Origin of the sequence: Aliiglaciecola sp. SL4 (assembly GCF_041538045.1) — a bacterium.
Classification (GTDB): Bacteria; Pseudomonadota; Gammaproteobacteria; order Enterobacterales; family Alteromonadaceae; genus Aliiglaciecola.
This window is the reverse complement of the sequence record NZ_JBGOSE010000011.1, coordinates 75,141-101,375: the sequence shown is the minus strand read 5'-3', so window position 1 is coordinate 101,375 and position 26,235 is coordinate 75,141. Positions and strand designations below refer to the sequence as shown.

Annotated in this window: 19 protein-coding genes; 4 read left to right on the top strand and 15 right to left on the bottom strand. The window is 42.2% G+C overall.

Annotated features, from left to right (window positions below; all coding sequences use genetic code 11):
- Window positions 1-46: 46 nt before the first annotated feature.
- Together AB6T38_RS15175 and AB6T38_RS15170 are read right to left on the bottom strand one after the other, a co-directional pair.
- A complete protein-coding gene (locus AB6T38_RS15175) occupies window positions 47-2,290 on the bottom strand; it encodes a YgiQ family radical SAM protein (RefSeq protein ID WP_372548105.1) in 2,244 nt (747 codons plus the stop codon).
- 311 nt (window positions 2,291-2,601) lie between these two features.
- Window positions 2,602-2,793 carry a CPXCG motif-containing cysteine-rich protein gene (locus AB6T38_RS15170; RefSeq protein WP_348490001.1) on the bottom strand — a complete coding sequence of 64 codons (192 nt, stop codon included), beginning with the start codon at window positions 2,791-2,793 and terminating at the stop codon, window positions 2,602-2,604.
- 143 nt (window positions 2,794-2,936) lie between these two features.
- On the opposite strand from AB6T38_RS15170, the gene AB6T38_RS15165 reads away from it, so the two are divergent.
- On the top strand, window positions 2,937-5,096 hold the full coding sequence (locus tag AB6T38_RS15165; RefSeq protein WP_372548104.1) for an exonuclease domain-containing protein: 2,160 nt from the start codon (window positions 2,937-2,939) through the stop codon (window positions 5,094-5,096).
- 644 nt (window positions 5,097-5,740) lie between these two features.
- A complete protein-coding gene (locus AB6T38_RS15160; protein ID WP_372548103.1) occupies window positions 5,741-6,367 on the top strand; it encodes a hypothetical protein in 627 nt (208 codons plus the stop codon).
- Window positions 6,368-6,464: 97 nt separating this feature from the next.
- On the opposite strand, the gene yjjX is transcribed toward AB6T38_RS15160, so the two are convergent.
- The 10 genes from yjjX to AB6T38_RS15110 form a co-directional block, all read right to left on the bottom strand.
- Window positions 6,465-7,007 carry an inosine/xanthosine triphosphatase gene (gene yjjX, locus AB6T38_RS15155; RefSeq protein WP_372548102.1) on the bottom strand — a complete coding sequence of 181 codons (543 nt, stop codon included), beginning with the start codon at window positions 7,005-7,007 and terminating at the stop codon, window positions 6,465-6,467.
- Window positions 7,008-7,023: 16 nt separating this feature from the next.
- Window positions 7,024-8,262, bottom strand: a complete 1,239-nt coding sequence (locus tag AB6T38_RS15150; protein WP_372548101.1) for an ABC transporter permease — start codon at window positions 8,260-8,262, stop codon at window positions 7,024-7,026.
- Entirely contained in the window at window positions 8,259-9,449 is a 1,191-nt protein-coding gene (locus AB6T38_RS15145) for an efflux RND transporter periplasmic adaptor subunit (RefSeq protein WP_372548099.1), read from the bottom strand. Before AB6T38_RS15145 ends, AB6T38_RS15150 begins: the two co-directional genes overlap by 4 nt.
- A complete protein-coding gene (locus AB6T38_RS15140; RefSeq protein ID WP_372548098.1) occupies window positions 9,446-10,450 on the bottom strand; it encodes an HlyD family secretion protein in 1,005 nt (334 codons plus the stop codon). Before AB6T38_RS15140 ends, AB6T38_RS15145 begins: the two co-directional genes overlap by 4 nt.
- 1 nt (window position 10,451) lies before the next feature.
- Window positions 10,452-11,462, bottom strand: coding sequence for an HlyD family secretion protein (locus AB6T38_RS15135; protein WP_372548097.1), 1,011 nt, complete (start codon window positions 11,460-11,462; stop codon window positions 10,452-10,454).
- Window positions 11,452-12,120 carry an ABC transporter ATP-binding protein gene (locus AB6T38_RS15130; protein WP_348489993.1) on the bottom strand — a complete coding sequence of 223 codons (669 nt, stop codon included), beginning with the start codon at window positions 12,118-12,120 and terminating at the stop codon, window positions 11,452-11,454. Before AB6T38_RS15130 ends, AB6T38_RS15135 begins: the two co-directional genes overlap by 11 nt.
- A gap of 121 nt (window positions 12,121-12,241) precedes the next feature.
- Window positions 12,242-13,996 (bottom strand): ABC transporter transmembrane domain-containing protein, encoded by a 1,755-nt coding sequence (locus AB6T38_RS15125; RefSeq protein ID WP_372548096.1) that lies wholly within the window; start codon window positions 13,994-13,996, stop codon window positions 12,242-12,244.
- A gap of 142 nt (window positions 13,997-14,138) precedes the next feature.
- Window positions 14,139-14,342: a hypothetical protein gene (locus AB6T38_RS15120; RefSeq protein WP_372548095.1), complete on the bottom strand. Its 204-nt coding sequence runs from the start codon at window positions 14,340-14,342 to the stop codon at window positions 14,139-14,141.
- A gap of 189 nt (window positions 14,343-14,531) precedes the next feature.
- Window positions 14,532-15,344, bottom strand: coding sequence for a substrate-binding periplasmic protein (locus AB6T38_RS15115; protein WP_372548094.1), 813 nt, complete (start codon window positions 15,342-15,344; stop codon window positions 14,532-14,534).
- A 399-nt stretch (window positions 15,345-15,743) separates the two neighbouring features.
- The gene (locus AB6T38_RS15110) at window positions 15,744-16,922 is read right to left on the bottom strand and encodes an acetyl-CoA C-acyltransferase (protein ID WP_372548093.1); all 1,179 of its coding nucleotides are present in this window, start codon (window positions 16,920-16,922) and stop codon (window positions 15,744-15,746) included.
- A 269-nt stretch (window positions 16,923-17,191) separates the two neighbouring features.
- Here AB6T38_RS15110 and AB6T38_RS15105 point away from each other — a divergent pair, with 269 nt between their 5' ends.
- Complete coding sequence (locus AB6T38_RS15105; RefSeq protein WP_372548092.1) at window positions 17,192-17,866, top strand: nitroreductase family protein; 675 nt, start codon at window positions 17,192-17,194, stop codon at window positions 17,864-17,866.
- Between the two features lie 63 nt (window positions 17,867-17,929).
- The gene (locus tag AB6T38_RS15100; protein WP_372548091.1) at window positions 17,930-18,397 is read left to right on the top strand and encodes a CreA family protein; all 468 of its coding nucleotides are present in this window, start codon (window positions 17,930-17,932) and stop codon (window positions 18,395-18,397) included.
- A 92-nt stretch (window positions 18,398-18,489) separates the two neighbouring features.
- Here the strand turns inward: AB6T38_RS15100 and AB6T38_RS15095 are convergent, their stop codons facing one another.
- From AB6T38_RS15095 to AB6T38_RS15085, 3 genes are all read right to left on the bottom strand, one after another.
- A complete protein-coding gene (locus AB6T38_RS15095) occupies window positions 18,490-20,781 on the bottom strand; it encodes a DnaJ C-terminal domain-containing protein (RefSeq protein ID WP_372548090.1) in 2,292 nt (763 codons plus the stop codon).
- 336 nt (window positions 20,782-21,117) lie between these two features.
- Window positions 21,118-23,580, bottom strand: a complete 2,463-nt coding sequence (locus AB6T38_RS15090; protein ID WP_372548089.1) for a protein kinase — start codon at window positions 23,578-23,580, stop codon at window positions 21,118-21,120.
- A gap of 92 nt (window positions 23,581-23,672) precedes the next feature.
- The gene (locus AB6T38_RS15085) at window positions 23,673-26,231 is read right to left on the bottom strand and encodes a M4 family metallopeptidase (RefSeq protein WP_372548088.1); all 2,559 of its coding nucleotides are present in this window, start codon (window positions 26,229-26,231) and stop codon (window positions 23,673-23,675) included.
- Between the last annotated feature and the right edge of the window lie 4 nt (window positions 26,232-26,235).

The following is a 26,235-nucleotide window of genomic DNA, read 5'->3' as shown; positions in this document are numbered from 1 at the left end:
GTCAACCTAGGCTATTACGCGGGATACACTCCCGCACTGAACTTGATTAACGTTTTTTGTTGGACTTACCCGCCGCTTTATTGTGGGGCTGATTATCACTAAAGCGGGTTAACCCTTGCTGAGATTTAGCTTTTCCTTTGCCTTTGGCAAACGCTTTATTCCGCGACCGTTTGGCATAGTTATTATGAGCCTTCCCACTTAATTCATCTTTGCTTTCTGCGGGTACTAGATGTTTAGCTCCGTTTCCGATCAGGTGGGCTTTACCCATTTCTTTTAATGCTTTGCGGATTACTGGCCAGTTTGCAGGATCGTGATAACGTAAAAATGCACGATGTAAACGGCGGTGGATCTCGCCTTTTGGCACTGTGACTTGCTCACTTTTGTGATTTACTTTATGTATCGGGTTTTTACCCGTGTGATACATAGTAGTCGCGTTAGCCATGGGCGAAGGATAGAAGTTTTGTACCTGATCCAATTTGAAATTGTGCTCTTTAAGCCACATGGCTAAGCTCACCATATCCATATCTTCTGTGCCCGGGTGAGCAGAAATAAAATACGGGATCAGATACTGAATTTTGCCCGCTTCTTTGGTGTACTTATCGAACATTTCTTTAAAACGTTCGTAAGTGCCCATGCCGGGTTTCATCATCTTATCCAGTGGCGCTTTCTCAGTATGTTCAGGGGCTATTTTTAGGTAGCCTCCCACATGATGGGTAACCAGTTCTTTGACATAATTGGGATCTTCAATGGCCAAGTCATAACGAACGCCAGAAGCAATTAAAACTTTCTTCACCCCTTCAACTTTGCGGGCTTTTTTATACAGCTCCACTGTGGGCGTTTGGTCGGTATCTAGGTGACCACAAATATCTGGCCACACACAGGAGAGACGACGGCAAGTTTGTTCAGCTTTGGCACTTTTACAACGCAATTTATACATATTGGCTGTAGGACCGCCTAAATCGGAGATTACCCCGGTAAAACCTGGTACTTTGTCGCGAATTTGCTCGATTTCACGAATAATCGAATCTTCAGAGCGACTTTGGATCACCCGTCCTTCATGCTCGGTAATAGAACAGAATGTACAACCACCAAAACAACCACGCATGATATTCACCGACGTTTTAATCATGTCGTAAGCAGGAATTTTGGCTTTGCCATAACTAGGATGAGGCACACGGGCATAGGGTAAATCAAACACCGCGTCCATCTCTTCGGTTTCCAATGGAAATGCCGGCGGATTTATCCAAATAATACGATCGCCATGACGCTGAGCCAACGCGCGAGCGCAACCTGGGTTGGTTTCTTGATGTAATATCCGTGATGTATGAGCATAATGAGTTTTCTCAGCTCGCACCACATCATAAGGTGGCAACATCACATAAGTCTTTTCCCAAGGTTTTCTGCGCTGGGTTTTAGAGGTAAATGGTTGCACCACCACAGGTTTGGCTTTTTGAGCATCATCAATGACTTTGTTTTGCTCATCTTCAGCCACAGCACACTTATCTTCAATGTATTCATAAGGGCTAGGAATAGGGTCAATTTTGCCAATTACATCTACGTGCGTTGAATCAACACCTTGCCACTCAGGCAATGGTTCTTTGCGTATCACCGCAGTGCCGCGAATATCCTGCATATCTGCGATAGTCTCGCCTGCGGCAAATCGATGGGCCATTTCTAACAAAGGGCGTTCGGCATTACCAAACATCAACATGTCGGCTTTAGAATCAAACAGCACTGAACGTTTAACTTTGTCTGACCAATAATCGTAATGGGCTATGCGGCGCAAACTTGCTTCGATACCACCAATGACTACTGGCTTTTTGTAGGCTTCTTTACAACGTTGGGTATACACAGTAACGGCTCTATCAGGACGTTTTCCACCTTCATTATTTGGCGTGTAAGCATCGTCGTGACGTAATTTTCGATCCGCTGTGTAGCGGTTGATCATAGAGTCCATATTGCCCGCAGTTACACCAAAAAATAAGTTTGGTTCACCTAGTTTCATGAAGTCTTTTTTGCTGGTCCAGTCTGGTTGAGAAATTATCCCCACTCGGAACCCTTGGGATTCGAGTACGCGGCCGATTACCGCCATTCCAAAACTAGGATGATCAACATAGGCATCCCCGGTCACAATAATAATGTCACAGCTATCCCAGCCTAATTGATCCATTTCCTTTCGAGACATAGGCAGAAACGGCGCTGGACCAAAACATTCGGCCCAATATTTAGGATAGGAAAATAGCCCTTTTTCAGCTTTCATTCGCTGAACAGGCTGTCGCATAACAGTCATGTATTGTACCAAGAAGTTAAGGGTTTAAAATTTTGCGGAGTATACCAGAAAAAGCCTTTAGACAAGAACATTATCACTATTAAGTGGGTTAACCGAACAAGACAAAGTGTCAACAATACTGCTCACTATTTGAACATTTTGTATGTTTATGTTGCACAGCTGACTTTATAAGCAACGGAATACTTTCCTTATTCGTCATACTCATTTACTCCCTAGCAGGTTACTCATCACCTCCCTTGCTACTTATTCGCATCACGCTTGCTTTCTACTCGTCATCTCGCTTGCTCTCTACTCGTCGTCTCGCTTGCTCTTTACTCGTCATCCCGCTTCGCGATCACCTCAATACCAAAGCCGTTATCAATGACTTGTAATTCAATGGGTTGGCAACATATTTGGCAGTCGACGATTTGCTGTTGGTTGATATCGTTGGCTTCGTCGATTTCTAAATCGTTGATTGTCATACAGTACGGACATTCAAATTTACTGGCGACTGTGAGGCTCATGGTGACTCCTTGAGTTGTTAAGATATTATGGTTTACGGAAAAAACACTGAAAAAGTTTGAAAAACCACCCAACACTGACTGGATATACAGTAGTTTTTAAAATACACTAAAATAGTGTCCAATCAATATGATTATATGCTTTGATGAAAGAGCTCCCGAGCAAATATTATTTAACCCATTTTCATGAGTTTCTTGGGTTTATTACTGGCCCCTGTGCACATTTGCTCTCTACTGAAGATAGTGCCTTTATTGATAAATTTCATGCTCTTTGTGAAGACGCCCAATGTTTGTACGTTCGTGGGCTCAATCGAAAATCTCCCATCATTAAACGTACTTCACTGTTTTACGAAGAAATTAACCATCACCAATTGCATTTAGACACACTAATAGCAGAAGGTTTTTACACAGAAGTGAACCAGTGCCACTTTGCAGAGTTAACCAATAACCTCACCAAACCAGAATTAGCGCAAGTATTGCGTAATGCAGATATCAGTTTTAAAACCTCCCAAAGTAAAGCCGATTATTTACAGTTAGTGCAAGAATATTGTCAATTTGAAGACTTCTCCCCGTTGCTCGAAAACAACACGGTTATACACCGAGGGAAAGACCAGCACATACACTATTTTTTATTTTTGTTTTTTGGGGATCTCAACAGTAACTTATCCAAATTTTCCATGCGCGACCTCGGAATTATGCCGACGCAGCGAGGAGTAAGTACTGATAATGCACGATTCGACTTCATCGACGAAGCTAAGAGTGCGTTTTTCTATGCGCATCAGCGCCGCCAAGTGTCCACCCTAACCGCTAGTCAACAAGTTTCACTTGCCCAGCAATTTACCTCTTTTCCAGTGCCCCAAGGTACCCTTGCCAACGAATATTGTGACCGCTTTTTATTAAAATTAGGTAAAGCCATTCTCCCCCAAGATGTCTCCCTAGGGATCAACTTATTGGCAGCCTCTGCCGAGCCCCTAGCGCAAGAAAAAGTGATTCGTGAAAAATACAAATTAGGGGAAACAGACTGGGTAAAAAACCGCTTAGAGAGAATTATTGAAGAGCCAGAGTCAGAAGCCTTATTAACCTTTGCTGAAGACTTTTTAGCCCGTAAATTTCAACAAAAACGTACCAGTAGCCTCACCGATATGTTGCGGGAGCAATCCACTAAAGTTTTGATTGATGAGATGTACATGGACTCGGTGGAGCAAGGGGTAAAACTGTATTATCAGAAGCAGAAAAAACAGGCCTTTCGCACTGAAAATAGGCTGTGGCGTGCATTGTTTGGTTTAGTGTTTTGGCATGAGCTTTTTGAAATGGATAGCAATGCATTGGTCACTGAATTCGATTACAAACCCCAAGCTATCAGTCAAAATAATTTCTATCACCTTTACGAGCAAGATATTGAGACGCGCCTTTACCGAATGACCAGTGCCCAACTCACCTTCAAACAATTATCCAAAGTTATGCTCGAAAAATACGGTCGTCCTAACGGTATTTTTCGTTGGCACAAATCCTTGCTTGAGGTGTTAGCGGTATTTTTTGATCATGTGGATATCGAAGGCTTTAAAGACCATCTAAGAATGATGGCAAAAGACTTTAAAAACTATGCTGATGGTTATCCAGATATCATGGTGGTGGATGATAACGGATTGCGCTTTGAAGAAATAAAGGCGCCAGGTGATCAATTACGTAAAAATCAGCTATTAACCATCAAACAGCTTAGAAAATCAGGGTTTAAGGTGGCAGTGACCCAAGTTGAGTGGTTTTTAGATCCCCAACAACCCTATGCTGTAGTTGATATCGAAACCACTGGCGGACGGGCAAATCAACATAGGATTACTGAAATTGGCATAGCCAAAGTTATCAACGGCAAGGTCATTGATAGTTGGCAAACTCTGGTCAATCCCCAGCGTCATATTCCACAAAAAATCACTCAATTAACCGGAATTGATGATGAAATGGTTAGCGATGCCCCTTTATTTGTGGAAATAGCAGAAAACTTACGCAGCTATTTGTCTGATTGTGTTTTTGTTGCCCATAACGTGAATTTTGATTATGGGTTTATCCGCGCAGAATTTGAACGCCTCGATCAAAATTTTCGTATGCCTAAACTGTGTACCGTCCGCGAGATGCGCAAAGCAGTGCCGGGGCTGCCATCATATTCATTAGCCAATCTAACCCGACATTTTGGGATTGATATGAGCAGACATCACAGAGCCCTTTCAGATGCACAAGCCGCAGCAGAGCTGTTATTTATCATCAACGAAGTTCGCCATCAAAAAGCCAGTGATAACCAATCGCGGGGCTAAAGCACCCGCCTACAAAATACATGTAGCATGGGCTTTAGCCCATGGAGTTTGCCCTCAAACATCCCATTCACGGCATAAATACCGTGCTACAAAACCCTGTAGCATGGGCTTTAGCCCATGGAGTTTGCCCTCAAACATCCCATTCACGGCATAAATACCGTGCTACAACAACCTGTAGCATGGGCTTTAGCCCATGGAGTTTGCCCTCAAACATCCCGTTCACGGCATAAATACCGTGCTACAAAACCCTGTAGCATGGGCTTTAGCCCATGGTGTTTGCCCTCAAACATCCCATTCACGGCATAAATACCGTGCTACAACAACCTGTAGCATGGGCTTCAGCCCATGGAGTTTGCCCTCAAACATCCCGTTCACGGCATAAATACCGTGCTACAACAACCTGCAGCATGGGCTTCAGCCCATGGAGTTTGCCCTCAAACATCCCGTTCACGGCATAAATACCGTGCTACAAAACCCCGTGCAATTGACACTTAACTTTATCCATGCGTAAATCTGCGGCAAGATTGTTTATTTAACCTAAGATTATGATTAAAAAGCTCTTTCGTTTATCGCGGTTTGTGCACAAATGGGCAGGATTGTTTCTAGCATTACAAATTTTGTTGTGGATTTTAGGTGGCGTGATAATGAGTGTCATCCCCTTAGAAAAAGTGCACGGGGATCACCTAGCCAGTAAAAAACTGCACCACGTTATCGACAATCAACAGTATCTTTATTCTTTAGATACCCTCCGACTTAAGATTGCAGATCCAATTAATAGAATTTCTTATACCACTGTTTTAGGTGAGCCCTACTATGCGTTTCAAACAGCCTCTGGCGAGCGATTATTCCATGGGTTTAGCGGTGAATTAATGGCGACTATCAATGCCGATGTAGCCGCTTTAATCGCTAAACAGCATTACCTTGGTGACGGCAAGTTAGTTGAACAAAAGTTATTAGATAAAGCCCCCATGGAAGCGTCGCGAAATAAAGGGAAAGTTTGGCAATTAATATTTGACGACACTTGGAACACCACCTTATATGTGTCACCAACAAATGGAAAACTCACCACCATCAGAAGCGATTTGTGGCGTATTTTTGATTTCTTTTGGATGTTACATATTATGGATTATGATGAACGAGAAGATTTTAATAATCCATTATTAATCACCTTTTCCATTTCCGCGCTTGTGTTCACCCTCACAGGTATCATTTTGTTGTTTAAAAGTTTTAACATCATAGGCATTAGCAGAAGAAAAACCAAAAACCCGTAGCATGGGCTTTAGCCCATGGAGTTTGCCCTCAAACATCCCGTTCACGGCATAAATACCGTGCTACAAGGTCCTTTTCGCCCATGGAAAAGGAGCAGAACTAAAACCGCTCGGCGTGGAGAAACGGCGCCATGGCTAAGGTTAATGCTTGGGTGTAATTGCCGCCACGGGTTTCAAGGCCATTGGTTAATAAGCCTATGGCGCCACCTTTTTGTTTGACGTTACTGGTACCAAATAGTTGGTCCATTAAGGGGCCGAGTTCCTCCCCTTGTTGTAACTGTTGAAAAACCGATTCTGGTATAGGCAGATTGGCACTTCTGCCCACTTGTAATTTAGCGTCAGTCGAGACTACCACAAAAGCAAATGTAGCTGGGCCGTATGTAAAATTGTCGACACCTCCTTCCATAGCGGCATAAAAATCCGCATCAAAATGAGACTGACAAAAGTTAACTCGGTTAAATGCCCCTTGGTAGGTTTCTTTTTCTGACATAGGCTGTTCAGACACCAAAGAAGGTGCATCAACGCCCCGACATTCAATTTGTTTATGGGGATAAATCCTAGCCAAGGTATCTTTAAACGCCTTAACTTTTACCGGATTTTTTGAGCCAACTACGGCGACAATTGTTTCTTTTTCAAATTCCATTCACAGGGCCTAAAGGTTAGTCTGAATGCAGGGCTTCGATGGGGTTGAGTTTTGATGCTTTAATCGCTGGAAACACCCCAAAACCCACACCTACAATCATACAAATTGACAAGGATAAAAATATTGCTGGCATAGACCAACTCACAGCCCATCCAGAATAAAAACCGATGATCTCTGAAAGCACTAAACCAAAAAATACGCCTAACAGCCCACCCAACACAGAAATTGTAAAGCTTTCAGCAAGAAACTGTTGTTTAATATCAATTTGGCGAGCGCCCACGGCTCTCAGTAGACCAATTTCGGTGGTTCTTTCCATGACGTTGGCCAACATAATATTCATAATACCAATGCCACCCACTAACAAAGAAATCCCAGCGACACAGGCCATAACTATGTTAAATATCTCTTGAGTTTGTTTTTGCTGCTCCAACAACGCCGCGGGAATGATCAATTCATAATCCTGAACGCCACCATGGCGCATCTGCATTAATTCAGCAACGGCTTTGGAAGCCACAATGGGATTTGTGTTTTTTGCGATACTCAGCTTAATACTATCTAGTTCACTGGCTAAATTTCCACTTTTTAGCTTTTGTTCTGCCGTGGAGATAGGAATAAAAATCCGATAGCGATCACCGCCTATTTTTACCCCTTGGAACTCGTTTTTATTGCCCTCTGGTGGGGACAAAACACCCACAACATGTAACCAAATATGGTTAACTTTGACGTATTTTCCAAGCGCTTGCTGTTTGGGAAACAACTCGTTAGCAACATCAATACCCAATACGGCCACTTGGGCTAAACTGTCATTGTCATGCTGATCGGTAAAGCGTCCTGAGGTTAAGTGCATATTAGCATGTTTGTAATAACTGCTAGAGACACCTAATAATTGTGCGTCGGATTTTCCATAATCACTATAAATATCATGCACTTTTATATTTTTACTGGCACTGTAATCATCAACAAAAGGTAAGGTTTTCAGAGCTGCGTGAACATCCCCCATGTTCAATCCAAGACTTTCTTCGCGGATCTCGACCAATTCATCTTTATCATAATTTACGCTTTGCACGATGATGTTGTTGACCCCCATGGAGTCGATTAACTTAAGCGCTTCGTTTTCAGCACCTTTGCCTATGTTGAGCATGGCAATCACCGCCCCGACCCCAAAGATCATACCTAAGAGTGTCAAAAACGTACGTAATTTTTGTGCCGACAATTCAGCTATGGCATCGCCAATTAAGCTTAAATAACGCTTCATGATGACAACTCCGGTAGACTCAAGGCGATGATATCCCCTTCTTCTAAACCGCTTTCAACTTCCACAAAATACAAATTCTTTTGTTTAGTGGTAATAAGCCGCTGTTTGAAGGTCTGACCCGACTTGAGGTAAACATAGCTTTTACCATGTTGATGATGAATAGCTTGTAAAGGCACCACTAAAGCAGGCTTGGCATCCTGTACCAATATTTCCGCTTTAAGTTTTCGACCTGGCTGCATTAAGCTAATATCTTGTTGAGTTAACTCAATAACCAATTCGTAATAAGTAACAGGGTTGCCTCTTTGTATTGATCTTGGGTAACCTGAAACACTTTGCACTTTGCCCATAAAGGTTTTGTTTGGGTAGGCATCTAAAGTAACGCTCACTGCAATGCCCGATTTTAAACTAATAGCGTCTTTAGCCAATACAAATACCCGAGCTTGCATGTTATTTAGATTGGGGATTTTGGCAATTGCGCGACCAGGAAAAACCGTTTGCCCCACTGACGGCTTTTCCCCCATACGATCCCTCTCGTAGGTTAGTAATCCATCGTTAGGTGCAAAAACTTGTAACTGCGACAAAGCTTGTTGATGACGTAAATATTTAAGTTCATGGCCTCTGCGTTTAATTTCTAGCACGCCAACATTACTGTTATTTTGCTGCTCAACACTGTCCTTTTTCCAATCTAAAAACTCATCTTTAGCACCTAAAAAGTCACGATTTTGAAAGGAATCTATAATTTCGAGTTTGGAATAAACACGCAAATCATCAATGGCAAATTTATCTGCAAAATCAAATTCATAGTCAACAAATTCCTGCTCGGAGAGTATGTCGTTTTGTTGTTGATAACGTTCGGCTTCACTTTGAATTATGTCTTGACTAAACAACGCCATTCGTAATTCTTCTTCTTGGCTATCAACCAATAATTGTTCTGCATCAAATCGGGCTATAATATCGCCCTTTTTCACTTGGGTATTTTCATCTGCTAACCATGAAAGAACCATAGGCCGCCTACCTGGAGAGACTATTTTTTGTGCTTGAACGGCTTCAATTTCACCAAAACCACCAAGGGTAATTGCAAAGGATTTTGCATGCACTTCGAAGGTGGGTATTTGCGTTACTTCCTCCTCGCAGCCTGTTAAAAACAGCACACTCAACATAGTAAAACAGAATAGGAATCTCTTCATGTACGCTCCTTAATAAGCAATTGCACATTGGCCTTCATGCCTGGCCGCATCATATCTAAATCGAGCTTTTCAAGTTTAACCCAAGCATCGAATACCACTTTTAGATTGTGTTGAGAGCGATTTCGATAGGCTTGCCCAAGGGACGTTATAGTGCCAGCAAAAGGCTTTTCCGGATGGGCGTCCAAAATGACTTTTACCTGCTGTCCTACTTTGACAATTGATGAGTCCGATTCGTCAAATTCAACTTTCACTGCTAGTTTATCTAATGATGGTAAGGTTACTATTGGCCGCCCCATATAGACGGTTTCACCTACGGCAGGTTTGTTGTCGTTGTTATCCACTTGATAAACCACTAAGCCGTTTTTAGGCGCTTTTACGATTAACTTATCCAAGCTGTCCTGAATATTTTTGACTCTTAGCTGTAATTTTTTAATTCGCCCATTTTGCACCTCGCCATTGATCACCATTCGCTCTTTATGCTGGGCTAACTTCTGTATAGATTGTTGATATAAAACACGGTTTATTTCATATTCTGACACTTGTTTTAAACGTTCAACTTCCGAACGTGATGCATCGGTAATCGCCACTTTACGCTGAGAAATTTCCATATTCATTTTAGCTTCAGCCATGTTTAACTCGAGATCTTTTTGAGTTGCTTGCTCCTTAAGTTTACGCTTCTCAGACTCTTTTATTGCCGCCTCTAAATCACTCTGTTTACTAACTAAATCTTCAGTTAGCTTATCCCCATCGAACTTAACAACTATTTCGCCTTTTGTAATCAACGCATTTTCTGGTGCTAAATATTCAATTTTAAATTGCCACATTCGGCGAATACTTGGAGGCCCTACAGGCGCATCTTGCAACGACACTAACTCAGCCGGGGCAATAATCCCTTCGTTGATCTCTTCACTATCATCGTCGGCAATAATGGCTTCGGAGCACCCCCACAAAGAATATACGCTTAGCCAAATGACACACCATATTAAACTTGAATTTTTCATACTATCGCTCATCAATCGCTGGTTGAGGAATGTCAATACGCACACTCATACCGGGCAGCAAAGTGAGGTCAGGAACATCCACAAATTGAAAAATAACGGGATAATAAACGCTGTTACTCCACTGCACTTTCTTTTCTGTTTGAGTCGACAGGAAGGTAAGCTTGCCTTTGAATTTTTTGCTGGGATAAGCATCTAACACTAGCTCAACATTTTTATTAGCCTTTACATGCTCAATATCGATTTCATGGACCCAACTTTCAATTTGGAAATCATCAGTGGCTTGCACATCAATAATGTTCCAAGAAGCACGAGCGTTCATTCCGGCCGCCATTTTCTCCCCCGTCCATGGATGAATAGCGTAGCTTATCGGTCCTTTAAAGTTGGCAGTAACACTCATTTTTTCCATTTGACTGCTTTGATAGCGTATTTCATCTTCGATTAAACGTATTTGAATTCGCTGCTTTTCAACGCCTGTTTGCAAAGCACTTTCAGCTAGTTTGAGATTCTCGTTAGCTTTAATAAGCTCCATCTCGGTCCTTTGCAAGGTTAACTCAAACTTACCTTTATCTAGCTGACTAACTTGTGACTCTGGCACATTGGCCTCAATTTTCGCTTGCTCCACCCGCATTTGAGCAATCGTTAACGCGCCTTTTGCTTCTAAATACCCCTGCTCTAATTCCATTTTTATTTGCGTCAATTCTAACTGTTCAGTTTCGAGTATCTCTTCATTGGCTTCCAATTGACTTTGAATTAAGGAACCATCAAACACTGCGATCAAATCACCGGCTTCCACAACCTTGCCTTCTTCTTCTAACCATTGGATCTGGATGTTCCAAGTCCGTCCCCGGGGTGCGGTAACAACTTGCTTTTTGGCCGAACTAATTTTACCCGTTAATAATAATGATTCACCCGATGCCAGAGCAAAGTGGTTAAACGACAATAGAATAAAAAAGCCCACAAATAGTTGAAAGTGGCTTAACTTAACAGCAAAAACAGACATATTAATCTTCATTAATGATCCGCCCATCTTTCATTCTGATCACCCGTTGAGCGTAAGTAGCAATATCCTCTTCATGGGTAACCATCACGATAGTTTGCCCAGCTTGATGTAACTCTGTCAGTAACGCCATAATTTCAAGGGAGGTTTTGCTATCTAAGTTTCCTGTAGGTTCATCAGCCAATATTACTTTAGGCTGATTGATCAGCGCACGGGCAATGGCTACTCGCTGTCTTTGACCACCAGACATTTCAAAGGGCTTGTGATGTTTTCGCTGACTTATCCCCACTCTGTCGATGAGAGATAACGCCCGTTGCATAGCTTCTTCTTCACTGGTATCAGCGTAGCGCAAAGGTAAGAGTACGTTTCCTATGGCATCTAATTTGGGGAGTAAGTGAAAGGTCTGAAAGATAAATCCGATGTGGCTATTGCGGATAGCTGATAATGTATCATCATCGAGCTTGGCAACGTCTTGTCCCGCTAGTAAGTATTGACCTTGATTGGGTGTATCTAAACACCCAAGCACATTCATTAAGGTAGATTTTCCTGAACCTGAACTGCCCATTACGGCCACAAATTCATTTTCCTTAATCGTCAGGGATACTCCATCTAGGGCGGTGACGATCTCCTCTCCGTTTTGAAACTGTCTTTTAACATCAATGAGTTGCAACATTGTTTAGTTTGGTTCCTAGTAATGTGCTAGTGATTAAGTCACTTAGGCTAAATTAAAGTGAAAATTGGCGTATTTTCACTTTAACTGCATTCATATCTCATCATTTAATAATAGCTATTGGCTAACTAACCAGTTGTAATTCAGCGAATTGTCGATAAACACTGTTACCTTGCATCAATTCCTGATGGCTACCTATAGCTACCACTTCGCCTCTATCCATGACCACAATCCGGTCGGCATTTACCACTGTAGATAATCGATGGGCGATAATCAAAGTCGTTTTACCATCCATTAATTTATCCAGAGCAAGTTTGACCAATTGTTCGTTGCTGGCGTCCAACGCACTAGTGGCTTCATCGAGTAGTAATATAGGCCGATCAGCGAGAATGGCTCTGGCAATAGCAATACGCTGTTTTTGCCCACCTGATAATCTAACACCTCTTTCTCCTAAATCCGTAAAATATCCGTCTTGTAACTCACTAATGAATTTATCTGCCCTTGCCGCTTTTGCAGCCTCAATCACCTCTTCCATACTCGCATTAGGCCGTCCGTAACGAATATTCTCTAGGGCATTGGTCGCGAATATAACGGACTCTTGGGACACTAACGCAAATTGTTTACGTAAAACGTCAGGTGATAACATCTGACTATTAATTCCGTCAATTTGAATACTGCCACTGTTTATATCGTAGAACCTAAGTAAAAGTTGGAACAAGGTAGACTTCCCAGCGCCACTTGGGCCAACTAAGGCTACCCGCTCTCCCGCTTGAATGCGTAAATTCAGCTGTTTAAGAACCGGCAGCTGTTGCGCAGTTGGGTAAGCAAAATTAACATCTAAAATATCTAAGCGTCCGCTAATTACCTCAGGCAGTATCTCTGGATTCGCAGGCGCTTCAACCAAAGGACGGGTACTTAACAACTCTAACAAACGCTCACTGGCCCCAGCTGCTTTTTGAATCTCTCCTATCACTTCACTAATAGTAGCAACGGCACCACCGGCCATCACGGCATAAAACATAAATGCAGTCAGTTCACCAGCACTAACCCCTGCACTGAGCACTTCTTTTGCCCCTAACCATGCAACGATAGTAATAGCAGTGATACTGATCCCCATCACCAAGGAAATCATTAATGCCCGGTATTTGATTCGATGACTTGCTGCTAACATTACCGCTTCAATGCGTTCACCAAATAAACTGCGGTCGATATCTTCGTGGGTATACGCCTGTACGGTTTGAATTTCATGTAAACTTTCGTCTACATATGCTCCCATATCGGCCACTCGGTCTTGACTGTTACGGGCATAGATCCGCACCCGTTCTCCTAGGAATTTTATTGGTAGTAACACTAAAGGCACCGCAATCAAAACGTATAAAGTCAATAGTGGACTGGTTATAAACATCAGTAACATTGAACCAATAAAGGTAATAGAGGCACGTAAAGCCATGGAAAGCCCCATGCCTACGACTGTTTGTAGTACTGTCGTATCTGCGGTAAAACGGGAAATGACTTCACCAGTGCGAGTGGATTCAAAAAAACCTGGAGATAGATTCAGAAGGTGAAAATAGACTTGCTTGCGAATATCGGCACTAACCCGTTCACCGAGCCATATCATTAAATAAAATCTAAAAAATGCAGCGATACTGCCCACCAAAGCAATGCCTAAAACAGCAAACACCATTTGATTTAATTTATCACTGTTATTGGCTAGGAAGCCTTCATCTACAACGACTTTTACCCCTTGCCCCAGCATTAACCAAGACACTGCGCCTATCACTAACGCCAAAATCGCCAACACCACTTTTCGACGGTAGGGTTTGAGTTGACTAAAAATCCAGTGAATTAACTGGCGAGTTTCGATTTTTTCAGACGACATGGGCACTCATTTAATTGAAGTTTTGTTTATCCTACTCAAACTAGCCTGAGTTGTAATGATAATTCAGTCCAAATGCCTTTAAAAACAGTGGAATTGACTTCCCACCTAGGGTTTCAGGTTAGTAAAATATGCGGTTCGATTATTACTGTCCCTGAGCTTTCAATTTGCCTTGTAGCTGAGTGGCTAAAGCTTGGCAATCCTCCACCGCTAAGTAGACTTTATCAAAGGGCTCGTTGAGCATCCCCATCATCGAAAAACAACTGATATCTCGATCTAAGCTGAGCAGAACATTAGCCCTTTTACCTCTGCCTAGAAATAAACCAATGAGCATAAAAACAAGATGCAAAGCTGAACCTAGCAATCGCGGCACTGAGGGAAAAGATTAAAATTATCTTCCAAGGCTTTTGCTTACCTACCTTGATGAGCATCTACCCATATAAAACTGGCAAAACTAAGAAATAAATAAGCACGAAACTAGCGGTTATAATACGCTCAAGCTCGTTGTCTATTTGTTGAGGAAAAAATAAAAGCTTAGTTAATAGCCTGAACCAATAATAGACTCTGGGGCACTTAGAAATGTTTCAAACCTTTGATCTATTTCCCACCTGATCCCCGACTGTTCAATTTGTTCTAAGGCTTCATTGAATTGATCGATCTGCTGCTGTGCATTTTTTAACTGACGAGAAACAATATAAAATAAAGGGACATTAGCCACCGGGATTTGTAATATATTGACTTTTCTTAGGCTTTCAAACAGCTCGGTGTTTTTTTCACTTTCCAAGTAACCATTAATAAAACCCAAATCACTCCAGCCTTTTGCGACTTGCAGTACACATCCCCCGGCATTTGTCGCATTGTGAATAACCAACTGATACTTTTCAATTAGCTCTCGTTGTTCGCGACTCAAACTGTAGCCATATGGCAAACATAAGCGGGCTTCTTGTAGTTCAGTTAACGACTTAACAACCTTATTTTTGTTGGTATATATTCTTACAGGGATTAGATTAATAGGATTTGAATAGATAAAGGACTCTGCGCGCTGTTCAGTATATACATATGGAAATGTTCCAGCATAATGCCCGTCAGCCGTCCATTTATAACCTCTTTGCCATGGCAGTATATCAATATCAACCTGTTTACCCATTTGTTGAAATACAGCTTCGACTATTGATACCGACCAGCCGTTATTCATTGCCTTAGGATCAACATAAGGGTAATAGTTAGACCCCGTGGTTAATGCTATTTTTTTATTCAATTGTGACGGCAAATTAGCTTGTTGCCCAATTCCAAAACTTGAATAAGCTGATAAAAAAATAGTGATTAAACCAACAACAATATATCTACCCATTCGCACATTCCCTGCGACTTTCGCTATTTACAACGTTGTTTCAATCAAAGGTAATAGGTGAACAGAATATAATAAAATGAAGTGCAATTGAAATTTTAGAAATAAAATACCCGAAAAATATATGTAGCATGGCCTTTAGGCCATGGATTAGCGGGTTTAAACACCCGCCAACACATCCTGTAGCATGGCCTTTAGGCCATGGATTAGCGGGTTCAAACACCCGCCAACACATCCTGTAGCATGGCCTTTAGGCCATGGATTAGCGGGTTCAAACACCCGCCTACACATCCTGTAGCATGGCCTTTAGGCCATGGATTAGCGGGTTCAAACACCCGCCTACACATCCTGTAGCACGGGCTTTAGCCCGTGGCCATCAGATCATGGTTCTAACTCGCAATTTTAAGAATACATTTCCACTGCAACAGCAGTTGCTTCACCGCCGCCGATACACAATGAGGCAATCCCTTTCTTCATACCTTTATTTTGTAGAGCATGAAGAAGAGTCACAATCACTCGCGCGCCAGAAGCACCAATTGGATGACCTAGGGCACAAGCACCGCCGTTAATATTCACTTTGTTGCTGTCTAACCCTAATTTATTAATGGCTAACATGGTCACCATGGCAAAAGCTTCATTGATTTCAAATAAATCAACATCCTCTTTTGTCCAACCGGTTTTAGCGAATAGCTTTTCCATGGCTCCAACGGGCGCTACGGTAAAGTCTTCAGGTTTAATAGAATGAGTGGCATGTCCGACAATCTTTGCCAAAGGTGCTAAACCCAGCTCTTGCGCTTTAGATTCAGTCATAATCATCAATGCCGCCGCACCATCCGATATTGAGCTCGAATTAGCCGCAGTGACTGTTCCATCTTTTTTAAATGCAGGGCGAAGTTTAGGAATTTTGTCCGGCATGGCATTACCTGGACCTTCGTCGGTATCTACGACGATGTCACCTTTACGGGTTTTTACCGTGACAGGGGTAATTTCATTTTTAAAAGCACCACTTTCAATGGCCTTTGATGCTTTGGTTAACGAAGAAAGTGCAAATTCATCCATTTGTTCGCGGGTAATTGATTCTGCATCAGCTGTATCTTGAGCAAAGCAACCCATAGCCTTTCCATCATAGGCATTTTCTAGACCATCCAACATCATATGATCAAGCACTTGGCCGTGTCCCATTCGATAACCAGCACGGGCTTTAGGCAAAATGTAAGGGGCATTGCTCATGCTTTCCATGCCACCGGCGATAACCACTTGTGCCGAACCTGAAGTAACCAGATCATTAGCTAACATAACGGCTTTCATGCCAGAGCCACACACTTTGTTGATGGTTAGGGCACCAGTACTCAATGGTAAACCCGCTTTTAAGGTCGCTTGTCGAGCGGGTGCTTGGCCTAAACCTGCCGGTAACACACAACCCATTATGACTTCATTGATGAGATTTTTATCGACATCACCTAAAGCAGCCTTAATTGCAGCGGCACCTAATTCAGTTGAATCTACTGCAGATAAGCTACCCATAAAACCGCCCATGGCAGTACGTTTAGCCGATACAATTACAATAGGATCATTGCTCATTTTTATAACCTCTTATGCTGAATTAGCAGCATAAAAGACCCTGAGAACAAGACTTTTAATGGCTGCCAAAGATTTACCTTTAAAAATTGTAAAAGCAAATTAGAGCAATAATACCGAGAGATCAATGATCTTTGTCATATTAGTCGCTATAACTTTGGTATTATTTGACTCTATGCAACAGATGCTAAATTTGCCGTCTCAATCAATAACTCGATATACTCATCAGTGAAAAATCGGCCTAAATACACTTGTACAAAAATTGGATATTGATGAAACAACATATTGCGACACCATTGAGTGATTATATTGAGTATTCTGTAGAGGATATGCTTAAACGCTCAGAAGACTTCTACGAAAATATAAAACGCCGTCATAGCGTCCGTCAGTTTAGTGACCGTGATGTGCCCCAATCCATTATTGAAAATTGTATAAAAGCAGCAGGCACTGCACCAAGTGGCGCTAACCACCAACCTTGGCATTTTGTAGCTATTCATTCAGCAGACGTAAAAAAACAAGTTCGAGAACAAGCCGAACAACATGAACAGGGGTTTTATGCAGGTCGAGCTGGGGAAGAATGGCTTGATGCCCTAAAACCTCTAGGTACAGATGCACAAAAACCTTATTTAGAGCATGCCCCTTGGTTAATCGCCATTTTTAGTCAGAAAAAAGGAGGTGTCTCAGCAGGTGAAAAACACACCAATTACTATGTACATGAATCTGTGGGCATTGCCACGGGGATGTTAATTACCGCATTACATCATGCCGGATTAGTGACCCTAACCCATACCCCAAAACCCATGTCTTTTTTATCGAAAATTTGTAACCGTCCAGACGATGAGCGCCCTTATATGCTGCTTATAACTGGCTACCCTGAAGAATCTGCCACTGTGCCTAAACACGCACAAAATAAAAAAGCACTCTCAGAAATTAGCAGCTTTTTATAACTTGCAATTAAGTAAATAGCGCTTATAAACGATACTATAAAAGTAGCCAAAAGGACCAACAGAATGAAAAAATTGATTGCCCTGTTACTCGCGTCACTGACTATATCTGCTTGCAGTGAAAATGAAGTGGGTGATGTGTCATTGGGTGTATTCACTACCAAAGACATTAAGTTAGACGCCTTACAAGATCCCATAGTGACAGGGGTTACTTGTCATATATCTAGTATTGAGGCTAATTTGGATTTATCCGATCCTTCCGATAGCTCCATAGCGTGTCGGCAAACCGGTGAAATTACCGCGGAAATGATAAATCAAATTGATAAGTCTGATTCCGGTGAGGTGGTATTTAAAAAATCTAAAAGCATTTTCTTTAAAAACATGAAAGTAAGACGTATTTTTGATCCCCAGTCGCAAACTTTGATGTACCTTTCTTATTCAACCAAAGAAACCTCTGGTAGTTACAAACACAGTTTATCTACAGTGCCTTTATGGGGGACGGCAGCCTTTCCTAAACAACTGCCAAGTAATTAACTAATCAATAAAAAATTCTATTTAAAGACCTCCCCCAAAATACGAATTACACTATTTGGGGGCGTTTAGTCCCTGTATTAAATCATCAAAAACTAATTCATCATCACAGAAATTAGCATTTTCATGCTCAAAACCAACAGCACCCATATTAAGATCCGTCCAAAAATACCCGCCTTAGTAAACTTTTTATCATCAGCAGATTTTTCAGCGGTTTCTGTCGGTGTTGAATTATTCGTTGCTTTAGCACTTTGGGACTTGATGGTTTGTGGCTCTACCGGATTCTCACTGGTTAAACGCAGTTTATCACCATCGACACTTTTCACCTTCATTAAAATATCTTTATGTTCACAATACACAGATACTTCAATTTGCGGAACGCCTTTGCTAGTCGGCGAAATATCGCTGATATCATAGGTCCCTAAAAATATCCCTTTGCTCAGTGTTTCGCTATTCCCACGGAACATATTGAGCGATACCACAGTTTGATTGTCTTCTGAGGTAGAAAAAGTATGCGAAACCGAGTTCACCAAATTAGCCCCCTTGAAAACCAAAGGCGTTAAGGTGCTTCCCAATGTTTCTATGCCGATATTTTCTTGGGCGATACCCTGCCTAATGGCAGGGCTGTTCTTTTCTAACACAATGACGATAGAGCCATCTTGAGTCACAGTGCTCTTGCTTTTATGGGCTTGCTTCGGTAATAAACTAAGGAATAAACTGCCGCGCAAATGGCTTTCACCACCAAACGGCAAACCAATGCCGTTTAAGCGAATAGCTTGTCCTTTTTTATAGCCTTCAGGAACTTTCAATTTAAATTGTCTATCTATGGCATTGAACGGTATCTGATTTCCGGAAAATAACTCTTCTTCATCAACCGTTATAGAAGCATGTAGATCTTGCCCCTGAATGTTAAACACCGGATGAGGTTCAATGGCTATCACCACATACAAATCACCAGGACCTTGCCCAAAGCCGGTGACATTGCCTTCCCCTCGTAAACGAATACGATCAGCGGTCATTACTCCCTGAGGTATTTTAACCCGTAACTTCTGCTCTTTTTTCACTACCCCGTGACCACCACATACAGAACAACTGGAATTCACCGCTCCTGAGGCAACACAGGTTTCGCAAGAAATCATTTTACTAACATTAATATCCACCACATTTTCCTGCGCGGAACTTTCCAATGTATAAGCTAGGGTATGATTGATATCTTTTGAAATCTTATCTACGGTCGGTCCTTGGGTTGAACCAGTATCTTTTTTAGTACCTGAATTTGTGCCTGCTTCAAGACGCCAACCATTGCGCGTTGCTTCCTCAACAACATATTGTCGAACTGTGGACTCGTCCGCACCAAAACTTATGCCTTTACTAATCAGTAAGGCCATTTCCGTCTCGCTTATTATCCCATCAGAACCCGCCAGTTCTAACATATCCTCTAACGGTGCTAAGGGGTTTCCTTGAGGCTTAACGTCATTATCATCAATTTCTACACTGGCTAATAAACGAGCCTTAACTTCTCCCATTGTTTGCGGACGTTCTAAGGGTTTAAACTTCAAACAATCATCAATTAAGGTGAGCAATTTAGTGGAATAGCCTAAATCGGAAAAGCTGGTCGCTGCTTTAAGGGGATCCTCTCGGCCGCTGACAATTGCCAAAATCCGACTTTCAGCTTTAATACCGCCGGTTCCGGTAACAATTCGGTACATAAGGGCACCAAAGGCATGGATATCCACTGTGGGTTTAGCTTCCCCAGTACCTTCAATTTGCTCCATAGGTGCATAAAAATCAGAATAAGGCGCTTGGGATTGGGATGCCAATGCAAAGTTTTGTTTAGCGGCACCAAAATCAATTAATACTGGCGAGCCATCTGAGCGACGAATAAAGACATTAGCGGGTTTAATATCGCGATGTAAAACTCCCTGTTGATGCACATAGGCCAAACCATCGGCCATGGGAATTAAAAAGTGGAGTAACTGCTCTTGGGAATATCGTTGACCTTGGGCTTCCAAACTTAGCATCAATTCATCTAGGGCTAAACCATCTTCAAAATCCATCACCAAATAAGCCGTACCATTGGCGGTGAACAAGTCACGACAGCGCACTACATTTTGGTGGCGCAATTTGACTAAGGTACGCCCCTCCTCCATAAACCGTCGTAAACAGTCACTGTATACTTCTTGTTTAGACGCCCCGTGGGGAAGCACTGTCATACCTTGTCGACTAGCAAGTTCCACAGGCAAAAATTCTTTAATTACCACTTGTTCATTCAAATGGGCATGGTGGGCTTTATACACCACACCAAAGCCACCTTGGCCTAACACGGACTCGATAACATAGTGATTTAACGGGCTGCCTTGAGGCAATGCTAAAATATTTTCATCCATTAATAACTACACCCTAACGTTCCCGTTTTTATCATTTCATATTCCACTAATTTGATATGTTTTTGCAGTAAATTACGAGTTTTCGCGACTTTTCACTACTGTTAACGACTTTTTATTTTGCATGTTTGCATTCACTGTTATGCCAACAAACGTTTATCAATCCTATTCGTCACCTTAAAGGCTGCATTTGTATCTATACTAAAAACGTTTTTATCATAAAATAAAACCAACTTAGCTACAGTATATAGTTTCATACATAATTCAAATTGTGTTCATCTTAATTCTTTCGGGAGATCAAAAGGTTGGTGAACACTGTGCGATATGTGCTTAATCACCCTACCAAGAATATCCTTTGTTGGTTAACCTATTTTGCGAGTCGGTATGACCTTGTTTTGCGGCTTTTTGGTACCACTCAACTGCCTTTGACATTGACTTCTCCACGCCTCGGCCAAATTCGTAACTTAGACCTAAATCGTATTGACCCCATTGGTTACCCTGTTCGGCCGCTTTTCGATACCAATAGACAGCCTCCGCATTGGAAACCGCTACGCCGTCGCCCCTTTCGTACTGAATTCCTAAACTAACTTGAGCACCGGCATGTCCTTGATCAGCAGCTTTGCGGTACCATTCAGTAGCTTTTGTCTGTGACTGTGTCACACCTTTACCGTCTCGATACAAATTACCCAAGTTATGTTGAGCACTTGCATGATTTTGTTCAGCGGATTTACGAATCCAATACACGGCCTTCGAGAGGGATTGAGTTACACCGTCACCGTCTCGGTACAAAACACCCATGTTATTCTGTCCATACTCGCTTCCCAGCTCCGCCGATTTTAAATACCATTTCGCAGCCTCAGAAAATGATTTGTCTACTCCATAACCATTTTCATACATATATCCTAAGTTATTTGCTGAATCAGCATGATCTTGTACGGCAGAGCGTTTGTACCAATACACAGAATGCGCATATGACACCGGAATATCGGCATTCTCGCCGGTACGATAGTCGTTACCTAATACAAACTGCTCCTTAGGGTCTGAGGGATTTAAGCCCTCTTTGCTCAATTGTCGCAATGCCGCCTCAGCTTGCGACCGATAAGTGCCAGAAGGATATCGCTCCAAAAATCCATCATAATCCATTGCGGTATTCGCGGCTTTTGCTTTATTCCAAGCTTTCTTCTCTGCCGCATCACTTTGGCGTTGTTTGGCAACTCTTTCGAATTGGTCGATTCTGTTTTGCGCCGAGGTGCGGTAGCGCCCTTCCGTTTGCATATCGAGATAATGTTGGTAAGAAGTACGGGAGTTTAATTTTGCAGCGGCTTGCCATGCTCTATCATCCTCTTCTTTTTTATCTTTTTCCGCTTGCTGCTGAGCCAGTAATTCTGCTTGTTGCTGCTTTTCTTTATCTAACTCACGTTGTTTATGTGCTAGATAACGCTCGTGTCTTGCTAATTCGTCTTGCTTTTCTTGATAAGCCGTATAACCAAAATAGCCCCCACCAGATACCAGAATTAGCACCACTAGAATGGCAAACCACTTCAAACCACCGGATGATTCAACTTCATCATTGGCAGGCCAAACAGGCTTTTTTTCGTCAACTGGTTTAGGAGCCTCGGGTGTGGGCTTTGGGGATTCTGTTGCCGTCGCTTTCGGCTGTTTGACGGTGGGTGGTTCGTCGGGCTTGGGTTGTTCAAGTGCACTTTCGAAACGCCAACCGTGTTTAGTTGCTTTTAAAACCACATATTGTTGCGCTTCAACAGGATCAATGGTCAAGATCACGGCCTTATCTAAAATCAGTTTCATCTCAGCTTCACTGATCTCACCATCACTGCCCGCAAGCATAATTAAGTCGTCTAGTTTTGCCAGTAAATTCTGTGGCTTTTCTGGCTCTCCCTCTACTTTGTTCGAGCTTTTTAGTAATCGACCTTTCACTTCTTGCATAGATTGCGGACGATCCATTGCTCTAAATTGCAGACAATCATCCACTAAATTTAACAATGATTGGCTAAACTCTCCTTTTTGCAGTTTACTCGCTGGCACTAATGGATCAGGCTTGCCCATGGCAAATGCTAAAGTACGGCTCTCTGCCTTAGTGCCCTTCTCCCCCGTTACAATTCGATAGATTAATGCCCCAAACGCGTGGATGTCGATGGTAGGTTTGGCCTCTCCTCCTCCTTCAATTTGCTCCATGGGCGCATAAAACTCTGTATAAGGCGCTTGGGATTGCGAAGCTAACGCAAAGTTTTGTTTAGCCGCGCCAAAGTCAATTAAAACTGGGGAGCCGTCACTGCGACGAATAAAAATATTAGCCGGCTTTATATCGCGATGCAGTACGCCTTTGCTATGAATATAATTTAAGCCATCAGCTAGTGGCAGTAAAAAATGCATCAATTGTTCTTGGGAGTAATGTTGACCTTGGGATTCTAAGCTATTGATGAGTTCATCTAGAGCTAATCCGTCTTCAAAGTCCATAACTAAATAAGCTGTACCATTAGATGTAAACAAATCACGACATCGAACTACATTAGGATGGCGTAACTTTACCAAAGTACGCCCCTCTTCCATGAAACGTCTTAAACAATCACCATATACGTCTTGTTTGGAGGTCCCGTGAGGGGTGACGGTTTCCCCTTGGCGGCTTGCTAATTCAACTGGCAAAAACTCTTTAATGACCACTTCTTCGTCTAAATGAGCATGATGAGCTTTATACACCACACCAAATCCACCTTGTCCAAGCACGGATTCAATTACATAGTGATTAATTTCAGTTCCAGTTGGAAGCGCTAGTATGTTTTCCATATTCAATGCTCTTATTATTTGTAAAATCGACGACTAATTATGGTTAGTAATTTTCATCAAGATTTGATTTTCTGTCTAACATCTTTCGTTAATTAAAGCCTAACTTTGGCTTCATTCTGGTCAATATTCACTTCAATTTTAAAGTCTGCCAAAAACAAAATACTGCCATTTTTAATTTCCTGTTCGGAGTGTTTTTCAATAGATTCAAGCTTGTTATTTTTCTGCAAAAATGACCCGTAAGACGAACCTAAATCTTGAAAATACCAATGTCCCTCTTTAAACAAAAACTTACCATGGGTGCCTGAAACGGAATCGTGAGGGATCACCAGTGAACAACTTTCATTGCGGCCAATTTCCCCCCCTTCACCTAGGGCTTTTTCACTGTCTAGTTGAAAACGTCCTTTAGCCGTTAACAAGGTTAAAGTAGATGAGCCCTTTGGTTGTTTCCCTGTGTCTTGAGACGAAGATGGTTGTTTCTTAGATAAACCGCAAGGCAAGTCAGCGAGAACAATTTTGTCACCTATATCTATTCTTATCTCTTGGTGTTTATTAACTTTTTCACCATTAATAAAGGTACCGTAACTCGAACCTAAATCTTCTATATGCAATTGTTTATTACTTAAAAACAAACGAATATGAAAACTGGAGACCGATGGGTGATCAATAGATATAGTTGCCGACTCGGCACGACCTACAGTGACTCCTTTACCCGATAAAGCTGCATTTGCTAGTGGGTAAGCCTTTCTGTTGACCACTAAAAATCCATAATTCCCGGTAGCAACTGGAGTTGACTTAGGCTCTTTATGTTGGCGACCTTTGGAAGGCTCAGAGCCTGTATTGATGTTGTAAGGTGCATATTTTGGACTCTCAGGTTTGCCCGGACGAGAGCGTTTGAGTACGATAAACAAAATCATCAACAGCAAGAATAAACATCCCCCAGCCAAAAACAGCACTTCTGTCGGTAATTTAGAACTAACATCAGACGTTGTATCTGGTTTAGGGTCAAGCTTTGGATCCGGCTTAGGATCGGGTTTTGGATCAGGTTGGGGATCGGGTTTAGGATCGGGTTTAGGTGCAGGTGCTGGCGGCACATTTTTAGTCCAACGCCCTTTCACTCCGACGGCATCAAAGGCCATGTGCACTGCGGTTCTTTCTTCGCTATATTTACCGTAAATAATCTCAGCTGATCTGGCAAATGCATAACGGGCATCTTCAAAATCAGAGGTTTGTGTCAAAATCTTTGTCGCAGCATACTGCCATATTTGGAGTGCTTTTTTCATTCCGATTTTAGGCACGTTGTCGCTACCTAGGCGACGGTGCGCCCCACCTTCAGATAACAAATAAAAAGCATGGTTAATAATTGATGAATTAATATGTACACCACCATGATCTTTGCTACCAGTATAGCGTTCACTATAGTGATCAGGCATGCCTTGAACACGCATGGGATGACTAAAGTCGCGTATAACTTCACTTCCTAACTTTAGCTTCCAATCACTAGAGGCGGGGGCGTGCAAGCGTTTATTTTTCCAACTTACAAACCCTATACCAATAGCATCGCCAATGGCTTCGTTTAGTGCTCCCGATTGCTGTTGATAAACCAGTCCTGCACCATATGCGACAATACCGTGTGTAAGTTCGTGCATAATGACTTCCGGGTTTTGCAATAAGGGAGCATGGATTTGCATTAGCCCCAGAGTGTCACTCAGTTCCGTCCAAAATGCATTAGTTGTATTGTTACCAGCACAGCTCAAACTTTCTTCATAAAATTGCTGCCCAACAAATGCTAAAACTTGCACTTTGTTATTCCTATCAATACCCGGGTGACCAAATTGGTCTTCCATATAGGCATTGGCTTCGTCCAACATAGTCGCTAATTTGCGTTCATTGGTGGTACTTGCCATAGATGGAGATTCTGCAGGAGGATAAGTTTGAATATACCCGCTTTCGGCCATTATCAGTAATTGCACAATGGTAGTTGGGGACTGGTAACCCACCGCGCTGCACATTTCATCGACATCAATTAGTCCATAACTAAAATCAAGATGATTGGGTATTGTCTGCAAAACCTTCCCAGCACTGGAGATAACCAGCGTATACAAATAATCTAAATTGTCTTTTTGGAATTTGCCTTTTACTACGGCCGCAGATACCAACTCTTTTGCGCTTTTAAAATAGACAGGTTTAAGTGTTGGCTTGTCCTGATATTCAATTTCTAAGTTAGCTAAAGTGGTGTTCACAGTATGTTCTAAGCTTGTCAAAACTGGCGGTGGTGGTGCAGGTAAGTCTGTGGTGACTAAATGCGCACTAATAGGTTGCCCTTGAGACAATATCACCACTGATTGATGGGTAAACACATCAATATTATTTAATTGTTGTTGAATGCGATAGACACTGTAGCCGTTGTCTTCAAAGGTACTTTGTAGCACTTGTATTTGTGCCGCATCCGACATTCCTAAAAGTTGTTTATTACCCTTTACCCAATTGCTGAAAGCATGTTCTGATTGAATGGGTGCCTTTACCGGTTCAAAAGACCTTTCTATGCGAGGTGCTTGCAATATTATGCCACCAGCAAGAGAGTCACCTTCTAAACCTTCATGGGCGGTGCTGCAGAAGCTAATAAAAACAGCAATTAAGGTTAAGTATCTCACAACT

Bases quoted from the DNA above. Each gene is read 5' to 3' on its own strand.
- AB6T38_RS15175 (WP_372548105.1), bottom strand. From the start codon at position 2,290: ATGACTGTTATGCGACAGCCTGTTCAGCGAATGAAAGCTGAAAAAGGG.
- AB6T38_RS15170 (WP_348490001.1), bottom strand. From the start codon at position 2,793: ATGAGCCTCACAGTCGCCAGTAAATTTGAATGTCCGTACTGTATGACA.
- AB6T38_RS15165 (WP_372548104.1), top strand. From the start codon at position 2,937: ATGAAAGAGCTCCCGAGCAAATATTATTTAACCCATTTTCATGAGTTT.
- AB6T38_RS15160 (WP_372548103.1), top strand. From the start codon at position 5,741: ATGAGTGTCATCCCCTTAGAAAAAGTGCACGGGGATCACCTAGCCAGT.
- yjjX (WP_372548102.1), bottom strand. From the start codon at position 7,007: ATGGAATTTGAAAAAGAAACAATTGTCGCCGTAGTTGGCTCAAAAAAT.
- AB6T38_RS15150 (WP_372548101.1), bottom strand. From the start codon at position 8,262: ATGAAGCGTTATTTAAGCTTAATTGGCGATGCCATAGCTGAATTGTCG.
- AB6T38_RS15145 (WP_372548099.1), bottom strand. From the start codon at position 9,449: ATGAAGAGATTCCTATTCTGTTTTACTATGTTGAGTGTGCTGTTTTTA.
- AB6T38_RS15140 (WP_372548098.1), bottom strand. From the start codon at position 10,450: ATGAAAAATTCAAGTTTAATATGGTGTGTCATTTGGCTAAGCGTATAT.
- AB6T38_RS15135 (WP_372548097.1), bottom strand. From the start codon at position 11,462: ATGAAGATTAATATGTCTGTTTTTGCTGTTAAGTTAAGCCACTTTCAA.
- AB6T38_RS15130 (WP_348489993.1), bottom strand. From the start codon at position 12,120: ATGTTGCAACTCATTGATGTTAAAAGACAGTTTCAAAACGGAGAGGAG.
- AB6T38_RS15125 (WP_372548096.1), bottom strand. From the start codon at position 13,996: ATGTCGTCTGAAAAAATCGAAACTCGCCAGTTAATTCACTGGATTTTT.
- AB6T38_RS15115 (WP_372548094.1), bottom strand. From the start codon at position 15,344: ATGGGTAGATATATTGTTGTTGGTTTAATCACTATTTTTTTATCAGCT.
- AB6T38_RS15110 (WP_372548093.1), bottom strand. From the start codon at position 16,922: ATGAGCAATGATCCTATTGTAATTGTATCGGCTAAACGTACTGCCATG.
- AB6T38_RS15105 (WP_372548092.1), top strand. From the start codon at position 17,192: ATGAAACAACATATTGCGACACCATTGAGTGATTATATTGAGTATTCT.
- AB6T38_RS15100 (WP_372548091.1), top strand. From the start codon at position 17,930: ATGAAAAAATTGATTGCCCTGTTACTCGCGTCACTGACTATATCTGCT.
- AB6T38_RS15095 (WP_372548090.1), bottom strand. From the start codon at position 20,781: ATGGATGAAAATATTTTAGCATTGCCTCAAGGCAGCCCGTTAAATCAC.
- AB6T38_RS15090 (WP_372548089.1), bottom strand. From the start codon at position 23,580: ATGGAAAACATACTAGCGCTTCCAACTGGAACTGAAATTAATCACTAT.